General features: G+C 58.1%; 11 protein-coding genes. 4 read left to right on the forward strand and 7 right to left on the reverse strand.

The genetic code is table 11. The features are described from left to right. The 3 genes from QZL66_RS02285 to QZL66_RS02295 form a co-directional block, all read left to right on the forward strand. Window positions 1–940: type II CAAX prenyl endopeptidase Rce1 family protein (locus tag QZL66_RS02285; RefSeq protein WP_022410145.1), on the forward strand; the 940-nt coding region annotated here is incomplete at its 5' end. After that, complete coding sequence (locus tag QZL66_RS02290) at window positions 940–1,545, forward strand: nucleoside deaminase (protein ID WP_022410146.1); 606 nt, start codon at window positions 940–942, stop codon at window positions 1,543–1,545. The genes QZL66_RS02285 and QZL66_RS02290, both read left to right, overlap by 1 nt. After that, on the forward strand, window positions 1,479–4,265 hold the full coding sequence (locus QZL66_RS02295; RefSeq protein ID WP_293601783.1) for a glycoside hydrolase family 3 C-terminal domain-containing protein: 2,787 nt from the start codon (window positions 1,479–1,481) through the stop codon (window positions 4,263–4,265). Before QZL66_RS02290 ends, QZL66_RS02295 begins: the two co-directional genes overlap by 67 nt. Before the next feature lie 84 nt (window positions 4,266–4,349). Here the strand turns inward: QZL66_RS02295 and QZL66_RS02300 are convergent, their stop codons facing one another. The 4 genes from QZL66_RS02300 to QZL66_RS02315 form a co-directional block, all read right to left on the reverse strand. Next, the gene (locus QZL66_RS02300; protein ID WP_022410148.1) at window positions 4,350–4,700 is read right to left on the reverse strand and encodes a type II toxin-antitoxin system PemK/MazF family toxin; all 351 of its coding nucleotides are present in this window, start codon (window positions 4,698–4,700) and stop codon (window positions 4,350–4,352) included. Window positions 4,701–4,844: 144 nt separating this feature from the next. Continuing rightward, window positions 4,845–5,306: a DUF2752 domain-containing protein gene (locus QZL66_RS02305; protein ID WP_022410149.1), complete on the reverse strand. Its 462-nt coding sequence runs from the start codon at window positions 5,304–5,306 to the stop codon at window positions 4,845–4,847. Window positions 5,307–5,381: 75 nt separating this feature from the next. Beyond that, window positions 5,382–5,891 (reverse strand): DUF4234 domain-containing protein, encoded by a 510-nt coding sequence (locus QZL66_RS02310; RefSeq protein WP_022410150.1) that lies wholly within the window; start codon window positions 5,889–5,891, stop codon window positions 5,382–5,384. A 197-nt stretch (window positions 5,892–6,088) separates the two neighbouring features. Beyond that, on the reverse strand, window positions 6,089–6,628 hold the full coding sequence (locus tag QZL66_RS02315; RefSeq protein ID WP_022410151.1) for a stage V sporulation T C-terminal domain-containing protein: 540 nt from the start codon (window positions 6,626–6,628) through the stop codon (window positions 6,089–6,091). Between the two features lie 332 nt (window positions 6,629–6,960). Between QZL66_RS02315 and QZL66_RS02320 the strand changes: the two genes are divergently transcribed. Next, the gene (locus tag QZL66_RS02320) at window positions 6,961–10,371 is read left to right on the forward strand and encodes a rhamnogalacturonan lyase family protein (RefSeq protein WP_022410152.1); all 3,411 of its coding nucleotides are present in this window, start codon (window positions 6,961–6,963) and stop codon (window positions 10,369–10,371) included. 98 nt (window positions 10,372–10,469) lie between these two features. On the opposite strand, the gene QZL66_RS02325 is transcribed toward QZL66_RS02320, so the two are convergent. The 3 genes from QZL66_RS02325 to QZL66_RS02335 form a co-directional block, all read right to left on the reverse strand. Continuing rightward, on the reverse strand, window positions 10,470–11,801 hold the full coding sequence (locus QZL66_RS02325; protein WP_293601784.1) for an aspartate kinase: 1,332 nt from the start codon (window positions 11,799–11,801) through the stop codon (window positions 10,470–10,472). A gap of 278 nt (window positions 11,802–12,079) precedes the next feature. Further along, the gene (locus QZL66_RS02330) at window positions 12,080–12,673 is read right to left on the reverse strand and encodes a hypothetical protein (protein ID WP_022410154.1); all 594 of its coding nucleotides are present in this window, start codon (window positions 12,671–12,673) and stop codon (window positions 12,080–12,082) included. A 110-nt stretch (window positions 12,674–12,783) separates the two neighbouring features. Continuing rightward, window positions 12,784–13,038: a spore coat protein gene (locus QZL66_RS02335; RefSeq protein ID WP_022410155.1), complete on the reverse strand. Its 255-nt coding sequence runs from the start codon at window positions 13,036–13,038 to the stop codon at window positions 12,784–12,786. Window positions 13,039–13,055 lie beyond the last annotated feature (17 nt).

Here is a 13,055-nt window from a genome sequence, read left to right on the forward strand (position 1 = left end):
CATGGTGCGTATTAACGTGGTGATCGGTGTGGCAATGCTGTGCTATCTGCTGATTGAGAACCTGCTGAGCGTGGTGCTCATGGGCGTGTTCCACCTGATTGGTATTGATGTGAATTATACCTATTCCGACAACACTCTCTACGGCAACCAGACCGCCGTGCTCCTGATTCTCATGGCGGAGAGTCTGCTGAAATATCTGGTGCCGATTCTGATCTTCCACCACTTTTTCCGCATGCCGCGCAGTGTGAGCGCACAGCTTCGCCCTTATGTGCCGGCGGAGATGCTGTCATCGTTTTTCATCACCATTGCAGCGTTTTCCGTGTCCAACATCTGGCTGCTGTTCTCCTCGGTCAACATCATCAGCTACAGCGCACTGGGGAACGCTTACTATGCCGTGTCTTACATGAGTCCGGCTTACCAGATGATCTACATGCTGTATGAACTGCTGATCGTGACGGCGCTGACGGAGATCATGCTCCACGGCGAGGTGTTCCACGTATTGCGGCAGTTCGGGGACTGGTATGCTGTTGCTGTGACCTCGATGCTGGCGGTGTGCGCTGCCCATAGTCCGGTGACGGTGCTCATGGAATTTGTGGTTTCCGTCATTGCCGGCTGTGCCGTGCTGCGCAGCGGTTCGCTGCTTTCGGCGATTTTCAACCGCATTGCCTGCCGTGTGATCCTTTTGGTGCTGTTCCTCATGGAGATTCAGCCCAGCCACCGGATGTACATCTATCGCCCGTGGTTTTTGGTGGGGCTGCTAATGGTCGGCCTTGTGGGCATGGTGCTGTTCACCAATCCGGCACGGAAACGATGCGGACTGGTGACCCAGAAGCATTACCTCTCGCCACGCCAGCGCCTTGTTGTCCTCCAGCGCTCCGGCCCGCTGGCTATCACGTTCGGGCTGTGTCTGGTGCTCATGGTAATCGAGGTGGTGTTCTGATGCTGCCGGCAATTCAGACACCTTACGAGCCGGAGGTGCGGTACATGGAGCGTGCGCTGGAACTGGCGGAGCTGGCGGCAGCGGAGGGTGAAGTGCCGGTGGGTGCTGTGGTAGTGCATAAGCCCACCGGCGCAATTATCGGCGAGGGCTATAACCGCCGGGAAGCGGCAAAATCCCCCCTCTCCCATGCGGAGATTCTGGCGATCCGGCAGGCGAGCCGGACGCTGGGCGGGTGGCGTTTGCTGCAGAGCGCAATTTATGTGACGCTGGAACCATGCCCGATGTGTGCCGGCGCCATTCTTCATGCCCGGCTGGATCAGGTGATCTTCGGGACACGGGACCCCAAGGGCGGTGCCGTCTGCTCCGTGGAGCAGATGTTCGAGCTGCCCTATAACTGGAAACCGCAGGTGATGGAGGGCATGCTGCAGCCGGCTTGTGCGGCGGTGCTGCACTTGTGCGGCGGTGCTGCAAGACTTTTTCCGGCAGCTGCGGCAAAAAAAGAAAGCGGCGGACTCCGCTGCGGAAAAAAGGTGATAACATGTGGAAATTTCAGGATATCTCCCTCCCCATGGAGGAGCGTGTGCAGGACTTGCTGGCGCATCTGACGCTGGCGGAGAAGATCGGACTGCTCTCCACCCACCAGCTGCCCATTCCCCGTCTTGACATCGGGGAGTGGTACATCGGCACCGAGGTGGCACGGGGCTATGTCTCACGGGATCCGGAGGAACCCTCTACGGTGTTTCCGCAGCCCATCGGCATGGCGTCTACCTTTGACCCGTCGCTGATGTACCAGCTGGGAGAAATCGCCGGCGAGGAGGCACGTTTCTACCAGCGGAAAGACCCCAAGAGCCACCTCATGCTGTGGGGACCTACGGTAGATCCGGAGCGTGACCCGCGCTGGGGACGGACAGAAGAGGGCTACGGTGAAGACCCGTTTCTCATCGGCGAGATGACGGCAGCGTATACACAGGGCATGGCAGGGGAAGACCCCGTCTACCGCCGGACGATCCCCGCCCTGAAGCACTTCTGCGCCAACAACAACGAGAAAAACCGTGGCAGCTGCTCCGCCAACGTGACGCCCCGCACCCTTCACGAGTATTATTACCGTGCCTTTGAGGGCGCTGTTGTGCGTGGCGGTGCAGACTCCATGATGGCAGCGTACAATGAGCTGAGCGGTGTGCCGGCGTGTATGAATCCGGATTTGCAGCACGTGGTGAAAGACCAGTGGCATCTGGGATTCGTCGTCACAGACAGCGCCGATTTCACGCAGAACGTCCTGATGCACCACGCCTTTGCCACCCATGCCGAGGCGCTGGCTGCCTGCCTGAAAAACGGCTGCGATGTGATGACGGATGACGAAGACGCTGTGGCTGCTGCTGCGTGGGATGCGCTGGATCGGGGACTGATTACCGAACAGGACATCGACCGTGCAGTGGGCAGCTCCATGCTGGGACGGTTCCGGCTGGGCGAGTTTGACGGCGATGCGTGCCTTTATAATACAGAGCCGGCGGAAACCGACACCCCCATCCACCGTGCGGTGAATCAGTGCGCTGCCATGGAGCAGATGTGTCTGCTCCACAACACCGGCATTCTCCCCCTGCAATTGCAGAAGGGACAGAAAGTGGCAGTCATCGGCCCGCTTGGCGCAGAGAACTATCGGGACTGGTACACCGGCGTCGCCTCCTATGGGGTGAACATTCGGGACGGACTGCGGCAGCGTCTGGGCACAGAACAGGTGCTCTTCGATGACGGCTATGACGTGGTTGCCGTGCGGTCTGTGCTGACCGGCAAGTACTGCACTGTGGCGGAAGATGGAACGCTGTATGCCAGCGCAGCGGAGATCGGCGAGCGGGAGCGCTTCCGCTGCCACGACTGGGATTTCGGCAGCATGAACCTGTATGCCTGCTGCAACGACCGCTATGTGACGGAGGACGGCGCCTACCGTGCTACGAGTGCAACGCCTTATGCGTGGTTCATTCGGGAGTGGCTGAAGCCGGAGCCGTATGGGGACACCACGCTGTTTGGCAGCTGGCAGGATATTCCCATGGATGTGGCAGTGCAGCCGGACGGAACACTGCACGCCGTTCCCCATGCCCGGCCGGATGCCGCACGGCAGTTCCGGCTGGTTTCCGTGGAGGACGGCGCAGCACGGGCTGCGGCGCTGGCGAAGCAGGCGGATGCGGTGGTGCTCTGTGTGGGAAATCACCCCATGCAGGTGGCACGGGAGTGCTACGACCGTCCCGATCTGGAACTGCCGGCACATCAGAAAAAGCTGATCGAGGCAGTGCGTCAGGCGAATCCCAACACGGTTCTGGTGGTGGTGTCCAGCTATCCCTATGGGCTGGGCGAGGTGCAGAAACAGGTTCCGGCAATTTTGTATACCACTCACGCCGGCGCAGAGCTGGGCAACGCCGTGGCGGAAACGCTGCTGGGCGGGAACAATCCGGCTGCACGCTGCCCCATCACATGGTACCGCAGTGCGCAGGATCTGCCGGACATCATGGAATATGACATCATTCAGGCAAACCGCACCTACCTCTATGACGATGGGGAGGTGCTGTACCCCTTTGGACATGGGCTGTCCTATACCACATTTGCCTATTCCAATTTGACCGCTGAGAAAAAGGCGGGCGGTGTGCTGTTCCGGCTGACGGTGGAGAACACCGGCGAGCGGGACGGCGATGAGGTTGTGCAGCTGTATGCGCAGGCGCTGACCTCACGGGTGAAGCGTCCGCTGCGCCAGCTGTGTGCGTTCCAGCGAGTGCATGTGCCGGCAGGCGAGTGCTGTCCGGTGACGCTGTTTGTGCCGCAGCATGCGCTGGAGTTCTACGATGTCACACGGGAGAAAATGGTGATGGAGCAGGGACGCTATGCCTTTCGGGCAGGGGCATCCTCTGCGGACATCCGGCTGGAGCTGGAGCTGACGCTGGACGGCGAAACCATTCCGTCACGGGATCTGGGCGCACCGGTGCTGTGCAAGAACTACGACACCAAGTCCGGCATCGCTACAACGCTGCAATTCTCCAAGGGACAGAACGACTGGTACGGCTGCACCAATGACTTGGGCGGTGAGTTTGTCTTTGCACAGGCGGCGTTTGAGAATTACACCGCTGCGGAATTGTGGGCGGCAGCGCCCTGCGCCAAAGCAACGGTGCGGATTTTCGCCGGCGAGCAGGAGCTTGGCAGCGTGGAGATTCCGCCGTCCCGCAGTCCGGAGGATTTCCATCCGTATGCGGTCAGGCTGAAAGCGTATGCCGGCGTGGCAGATCTGCGCCTGAAGATCGAGGGACTTGCCAGCGTTTTTCGTGTGCAGTTCGGCGCATAACGCAAGGATTTGAAAGAAATAATAGAAGAGCCTGCCGGATCCTCTGCGGAATCTGGCAGGCTCTATTTGGGTTATCTGTTTTGTTTATGAGAGAGAAAGCCCGAAGCTGACCTGCAATGCGTGGTCTACCTTGGTCATGGAGGGCGTATCCAGTTCTCCCATCCGGTCTTTCAGACGGCGTTTGTCCAGCGTCCGGATTTGTTCCAGCAGGACAACGCTGTCTTTGGTCAGTCCGCAGGTGGCTGCCTGCACGTCGATGTGTGTGGGCAGCTTCGCCTTATCCCGGCGGCTGGTGATGGCAGCGGCGATGACGGTGGGGCTGTGCCGGTTTCCGATGTCGTTCTGCACAATAAGTACCGGTCGGATGCCGCCCTGTTCGGAACCTACCACAGGACTGAGATCTGCGTAATAAATTTCGCCACGCTTGACGAGCATGGGAATCCCTCCTTTTGTCTGTTTGGCCGATGTGTAAAATTGTTCTGTCAGTAGTATGCCCCTGTGCCGGGCGGTTATGCAAAGGCAGTACTGCATCAATTTCTTTTGTTTCATCATATTCGAAAAAAGGCGGGGAAGTTCCGCTTAGCGCCTGAGCAGCGCACGGAGGGTGAACGGCGCATCCTTCCGGAAGTAGGAGGGCAGGAGGAACTCCATATGGGGCAGATTCCGCATCACGCCGAACAGCAGCAGAAAAACCAGACTGCCCCAGAGCAGGAGCTTTTCCGCCCGGCTGTTTTTGGCGAGCCAGTGCGGATGCCACACCATGCGGATGACGGCAGCCCCCAGCCAAATGGGCGCAAGAACCGCAATGGCGAGATTTTCCCGTGCAGCTCCCGGAATGTCCAGATGCAGCAGCCGGATGCAGAAGTGGGATACCCCGCAGCCGGGGCAGGCGAAGCCCGTGATCTTCTGGAACAGGCAGGGGATGCGAAAAGGGGTCAGCTGGGTGATGAGAAAGTAGGCCATTCCCAGCATCAGTACCACGCCGGCGAACCGGCACTGTCTGGTATGGCGGCGGAGCCAGAGGGAGATGCGTCTGCGCATGGGTGTTCCTCCAAAAAGAAAGGGCTGCGCCGGTCAGCACAGCCCCAAGGGGTTCATGTATGGTTGTCGTGTTTCTTAGCCAGCCAGATTGTTCAGTTCGTTCTGCATCAGTGCCCAGGAAACGATGCTCAGTCCGACAATGCCCAGAACCAGATAGAGCACGCCGGAGTTGCTGGAGGCAATGCCGCGGGCCGTCTTGATCTGATCCAGACGTTCGCCCTGCTTATACAGCCAGTACCAGCTGTAAATGCCGCAGGTCACCAGACTCAGCAGAATGACGATACCGCCGGAGGTGGCATTGGGGTCGCCGGTCAGCTTGTTGACATCTTCAGTCAGGGTGTACAACCAGTACAGACCGTAGATACCGCAGGTCACGAACGAGAGAATGATGCACAGCGCAAGGTTTCTCTGGGGAATGCCGGCACCGCCGTAGTTGTTGGGCGGGATGGGGGCAGAGTTGAACGGCTGCTGCGGTGTGGGGTTCGGCTGAACGGGGGGGACAGCGTTTGCAGGCAGGGGCTTTCCGCAATTCGGGCAGAATCCTGCGCCGTCCGGGTTGTTGCTTCCGCAATTGGGACAAATCATGGTAATACTCCTCATATCATAAAAATTTGACTGCGATCCTGTGCAGCCATAAAAAGATATTTTCATTATAGCATAGATATTTCCTGGTGTCAACGTGTTTGTTCAAAAAAATTGAAAAAAATGAAACAAAAAGACGGGAAATGCGAAAAAGCAGCCAGTGCATCCTGACTGCTCTTATGCGGAACTGGTGCGGAGTGTCATCCCTCCAGCTGCCGTCCCAAAAACTGCGATGCCGCCTGAATCAGGCTTTTCTGGCTGTCGCTGATCTCCATGCCCTTTCCGTCGTCCAGAAAGGCAACGGCGCCGGTGACATCGCCGGCGGAAATAATGGGCATGCATGCCACTGCGCTGCGGTCTACGCCCTCTGCCGGAAGCAGATGCGGCTGGCCGGAATCGGCGAAGTACTGCCGGCGGCTCTCCATCAGTTCCTCCAGCTCCGGAGAAACACGGCGTGCGTTCCACTCCTTTTTGGCTGCGCCGGAGACCGACACCACGTGATCCCGGTCAAAGACGGCAACGGGGCATCCCGCCAGACGGTGCATGATTTCCGCCACCTGTGCGGCGCTCTCCCCCATTTCTCCGATGGGAGAGTATTTCTTGAAAATAACTTCGCCGTCCCCGCTGGTGTAGATCTCCAGCGGATCGCCCTCCCGGATGCGCATGGTGCGGCGAATCTCCTTGGGAATGACGACCCTTCCCAGATCGTCGATACGTCTTACAATTCCTGTCGCTTTCATTGGCGGACTCCTCCATGATTTATGCTGGGAAAGCGAAATGCTCTCCTGCGGTGATGCTATTGTCTGCCAAAACGGGAGAAATATACAGGCAGCATGGCGTAAGCTTTGTGCGGGTTGCCCATAGGAACATATTGCCCGTTTTCGGGCGAATTCGTCCCGTTATCTGTGAAAAGTGCAATGAAATTCATAAATATTGTTTATTGACACTGTATAATTTGTGTAGTATAATAAGAGTATTGCGGGATAAAATTTTCCTGCGCAGGAACGGCATTTCGCAGAGCGCCCTTTTCTCTGCGGAACGGTCGGAATGGAATTTTTTATGAGGTGATTGTATGAAGCGAAAAATCGGAGCATGGATCTCCGCCGCAGTGCTTTGTCTGACATCGGTGGGTGCAGCTGTGCCCGCTGTGTCGCAGACGGTTTCTGCTGCGGGAACCAATCAGGTGGAGTATCTCAACCGGGGAATCTCCGCCATCAACACAGGGTCGGGAATGCTGGTCAGCTGGCGGTTTCTCGCCAACGATTCGGACAGTGCCGTGTTCCAGCTGTACCGGAACAACATGCTGATCTATACCAGCAACGCCGGAGAATCCACCTGTTATCTGGATGCCGGCGGAAAGAGTACGGATGCCTACCGTGTAGATACCGTAGAAGGCGGCAAGGTGGTTTCCTCGGAGAACTGCGCCCTGATCTCCAACCAGAGCTATTTTCAGCTGAATCTGGATCCGCCCACAGGAAGCGGCTGTACCTATTCCCCCAATGACTGCTCGGTGGGCGATGTGGATGGTGACGGCACCTATGAGATCTTTATGAAGTGGGATCCCTCCAACTCCAAGGATAACTCCCAGAAGGGCAAGACCGGCAATGTCTTCATTGACTGCTACCGGCTGGACGGCACACGCCTGTGGCGCATTGACCTGGGCAAGAACATCCGTGCCGGCGCACACTACACCCAGTTCTTTGTGGCGGACTTTGACAGCGACGGCAAGGCGGAGATGACCTGCAAGACGGCGGATGGCACGGTGGACGGCAAGGGCACAGTCATCGGCGATGCCTCCAAGGACTACCGCAATTCCAGCGGGTATGTGCTCTCCGGACCGGAGTACTACACCCTGTTCGACGGCAGCACCGGCGCAGCGCTGGACACCGTCAACTATGAACCGGCACGCGGCACAGTTTCCAAGTGGGGCGACAGATACGGCAACCGTGTGGATCGGTTCTGGGGCACGGTGGCATATCTGGACGGCGTACACCCCAGCGTAGTCACCGGACGAGGCTATTACACCCGTATGACTGCCACCGCCTATGACGTAGTCAATAAGAAGCTGGTGAAGCGCTGGGCGTTTGACACCGGCAACGACAAGAATGCTGCTGGCTACGGCGACGGCAACCATAACAGCATGGCTGCCGATGTGGATGGCGACGGCAAGCAGGAGATCATCACAGGTTCGACCTGTCTGGACGACAACGGCAAGGTGCTGTGGTGTCTGAACAAGGGACACGGCGATGCGCTGCACCTGGGGGATCTTCTCCCCAGTCGGAGCGGGCTGGAGCTGTGGATCTGCCACGAGGATAAGCCCTACGGCGTTTCGCTGGTAGATGCCTCCAACGGCAAGATCCTCTTCCACAAGGACGGCACCGGAGACACGGGACGCTGCTGTGCGGACAATGTCTGGACCGGCAACGACGGCGCAGAATTCTGGGGACTGGGGAACGATGTCTTTGACGGCAGCGGCAACACCCTCAGCTGCCGCAGACCGGCAGTCAACTTTTTGTCCTACTGGGACGGCGATCTGGAACGTGAGATTCTGGACGGCTACACCGATTCCCCTGCCACCATCTCCAAGATGGGCGCAGACGGCAAGCTGACCACACTGCTCACCACCGATGGCTATTACACCTGCAACACCACCAAGGGCACGCCCTGCCTGTCCGCCGACATCTTCGGCGACTGGCGGGAGGAACTCATTGTCCGCGGGGCGGACAGCAAGTCCATCCGCATCTACTGCACCCCCTACGACACGGACTACCGCATCACGACACTGATGCACGACCCGCAGTATCGGGTACAGGTTTCGGCACAGCAGACTGCCTATAACCAGCCGCCACACGCCAGCTTCTACCTCGGCTCTGACCAGCCGCTGCCGGCACGTCCCAACGTCACTGTACTGGGACAGACCGCCGCACCGGTGGATCCGCCGACACCGCCCACGCCGGCAGAGCCGACAGCTGCGACGCTGCGGGAGGGCGCAGTCTACATGCTGAAGAACGTGAACAGCGGACTCTATCTGGAAGTTGCCAACGGTGCTGCTGAGAACGGCGCAAACCTCCAGCAGTGGGGTGCGGACAGCGCAGCAGCGCACAACACATGGCGTGTCAAGTCTGCCGGCGACGGATACTATTATCTGTACAGTCAGGTGGGCGACAAGATCACCTACCTCATGGATACCTCCGGCGGAAAGGCGGACAACGGCACCAATCTGGCGCTCTGGACGAAGAGCAGCCGGGAGTATGCGCAGCAGTACCTGTTCTCCCTGAACGAGGACGGCTCCTATACCATTTACACCGGTGCTTCCGATAAGAAATCCTGCGTGGAGGTAGAGAATGCCAGCAAGAGCAGCGGTGCTAACGTCCAGCAGTGGGAGAGCAACGGAAACGCCTGCCAGCACTGGATTCTGGAAGAGGTGACCAATCCGGGCAGCGTGATCGACACCAGCCAGATCTATCAGATCATCAACGTGAACAGCGGACTCTATCTGGAAGTTGCCAACGGCACCGCAGAGGCTGGCGCCAATGTCCAGCAGTGGGGTGCAACGGAACCCGCCAGCCATAACAGCTGGGTGCTGGAGGATGCCGGCGACGGCTACTATTATATCATATCCCGCCTGGGCGACGGGCAGACCTATTATCTGGATGTCACCGGCGCCAAGACAACGGACGGCACCAACATGGAGATCTGGACAGGACTGAAAAACGATGCCCAGAAGTTCAAGCTGGTACAGAATCCGGACGGCAGCTACCAGATTCTCACTAAAATCTCCGGGGATCACAGCGGTGTGGGCGTGTCCGGCGCTTCGAAGGACAACGGCGGAAACGTCATCGAGTGGCAGGTCAACACCAGCAGCGACCAGTCGTGGACGTTTGTCCCCGTGGGCAAGCGTGTGGTGGAAACAGAACCGATCGTGACCGATGCGCCGCAGGAAACGACCACCACAACCGTTCTTGCAACAGAATCGCCGGTGACAGAGCCTGTGACCGAGCCCATCACCGAACCCGTGACCGAGCCGGTGACGGAACCTGTGACTGAGCCGGTGACGGAACCCGTGACCGAGCCGGTAACAGAACCGGTCACCGAGCCTGTGACCGCACCGGAAACCACAGCCCAGACCACGGCTGCAACTACAAAGACTACCACCAAGGCAACCACAAAGACTACCACCAAGGTAACCACAAAGACTACCACCAAGGCAACTACAAAGACTACTACCAAGGCAACCACAAAGATTACCACCACGATTTCCATTGACAGCAGCGCATTCTACGGCGATGTCAATCTGGACGGCGATGTGGATCTGGCAGATGCTGTATTGCTGAATAAGGCAGTGGCAGGAACGGTTTCGCTGAACGAGCAGGCAGCACGCAACGCCGACTGCAACGGCGACGGCAAGCGGAGCGCCGATGACAGCATGGTATTGCTGAAGTTCCTGGTACATCTGGTTCAGGATCTCCCGAATATGGGCTAAGCCCCTGTTCTGCCTGCGAAACTCACATTCCAGCAAAAAATCCCCCGTACCATTCCGGTGCGGGGGATTTGCGGTTTTTCGATGGAAAAAGGCTGCGCTTATTCTGCGACAGAGTTGACGAACATATCATAGATGCAGCGGATTGCCTGTTCGAAGTCGGCTTCCTTGACAGCAACGATGACGTTCAGCTCGCTGGAACCCTGATCGATCATGCGGACATTGATTCTGGCGTGTGCCAGCGCTGCGAAAATGCGGGCAGCTACACCGCGTGTCCGGCACATACCACGGCCAACTACGGCGATGAGAGCGATGTTTTCTTCCACATCCATGCTGTCCGGCTGAACAGCCTTGATGATCTCTGTGCGGATCTGTTCCTCGATGCCCTTGAGGTGTTCGGTGTCCACGATAACGGTCATGGAGTCGATGCTGGAGGGCATGTGTTCCAGCGGAATCTGGTGGTCTGCCAGTACGCTCAGCACGTCACGGCAGAAACCGATCTGGCTGTTCATGAGATCCTTGTGGATGTTGATGGAGGTGAACTGTTTCTTGCCGGCAATACCGGTGATGGTGTAAGCGCTGACCTCCTCGTCGGAGCTGTCCGGTACGATCATCGTGCCCGGCTCTTCCGGCGCATTGGTGTTGCGGATGTTGATGGGGATGCCTGCGGCACGAACCGGGAAGATGGCTGCTTCATGGAGCACCGATGCGCCCATGTAGGACAGCTCACGCAGTTCGGTGTAGGTGATGGTGCGGATGACTGCCGGATTTTCCACAATGCGGGGGTCTGCCACTAAGAAACCGGAAACGTCCGTCCAGTTCTCGTACAGTGCAGCCTTGACTGCGCCGGCAACGATGGAGCCGGTGACATCGCTGCCGCCGCGGGAGAAGGTCTTGACATAGCCGTCTGCACCGCAGCCGTAGAAGCCGGGGATGACAGCATTTTCCAGGTCTGTCAAACGGGCACGCAGTGCCTCCTCGGTCTTCTGGTCGTCCAGGCTGCCGTTGGGCTGGAAGAAGATGACATCCGCAGCATCCACGAACGGAAAGCCCAGATAAGCGGCGATGACCTTGCCGTTGAGGTATTCGCCGCGGCTTGCAGCGTAGTCCTTGCCGGCACGCTTGCGGAAGTTCTCTGCGATGACTGCAAATTCGTCTGCCAGCGACAGCTGGATGCCCAGACCGGCGATAATGTCGTCATACCGTGCCTGAATTGCCTCCAGTTCCTTCTGAAATTCTACGCCGGCCTCTGCCAGTGCATAGCAGGCATACAGCATATCGGTGACCTTGGTGTCGCCGGAAAACCGCTTGCCCGGTGCGGAGGGAACGACATACCGCCGCTGGGGGTCTGCCTGAATGATTGCCGCCGCCTTCTGAATCTGCTTTGCGTCCGCCAGACTGCTTCCGCCGAATTTTACAACTTTGATTGCCATACTTGTATCCATGAGATCCCGGGGATCTCTCTCCTCATTGATGATATTTATGGTTGTTGCAGGAGTAACCATAGCCAAAACTCCGTCTTTTTCACGCCGATTGCGCATCATATACTAGTATACTCGTTTTTTCGGCAAAAATCAATGGGAGAAATGCTACAAATTTTCGCTGTTTTTTGATTGTGCTTTTGGTGAATACGCTTGTCCTTTTACGGCGGACATGAAAAAAGCCGCCGGATTTCCGAAAAATCCGGCGGCAGGATGTCATATGGGTGGGGTCACTCCCAGATGCGGTCGTAGCGGTCGCTGGCATCTGTCCAGGAGGGCAGGATGTGGGGACGCATGGCAAAAATCAGCAGCAGGAGCGTCAGCAGGCAGAGCACGCTGCCGCAGAGCGAGCGCAGGAGAAACGGGAGCACAAAGTCCGCCGTGGCACGGCCTGTGCGTGCCAGCAGCCGGATGCGCTGGGAGACCGGAACCAGAACGTCCAGCACGCCAATGGCTGCCGCCAGAACGCCTGCGGTTCGGAACAGGGGAACTGCCCAGCGGGGAAGCCGCAGCAGCAGGAGGAGCAGCAGCAGAAAGAAGAGCACCAGCTCCATACTGTGCACCAGATTGAGAGAGAAGCAGGCGATGAGCGCCAGCCCTCCGGCGGGGATCAGCACCAGCTCCGGCCGCCGGCGGATGACGAAAAAGCACGTTAGACTCAGCAGCAGGCTCGCCGCCAGCGTTGCCCAGTAGTCCCAGTACTGGGTATAGTGGGGCATGGAGATCAGGGTGTAGATGGTGTTGCAGCAGAGCAGCGCCGAGAGCACGCCGGCTGCATGGGGCAGGTGCGAACGTGGGGGTATGTAAAGCCGATAGACAGTCAAAATGAGATTCCTCCTCGTGGTTGGGTGTTCTGTTACCAATGATACCATAGAGTTCTGCCGGTGTCAAGTGGCAGCAAAAAGCCGCCGGATTCCGGCGGCTTTTTGTGCGCTTATCCCTGTACGGCAGACTGGAATTTCTTCTTGACTGCCTGGATCTTCGCCATCTCGGCGTTCTGGGCGGGATACCAGCCCTTGGCTGCCATCTGGTCATACAGGGTGTCCTGCATGCAGAGGGAATCGCTGAGGGCGTTGCTGAATGTCTGGTGGACGCTGTGCGTGGGGGATTCAATGGTGCCGTGCAGATAGAGATCGCAGACACCCTTTTCCAGCAGCAGAACGCCTTCCATCAGGTCTTTCTCTTCCATGTGTCATCTCTCCTTTT

Source organism: Ruminococcus sp. CAG:330, from assembly GCF_000437175.1.
GTDB lineage: Bacteria > Bacillota > Clostridia > Oscillospirales > Ruminococcaceae > Ruminococcus_C.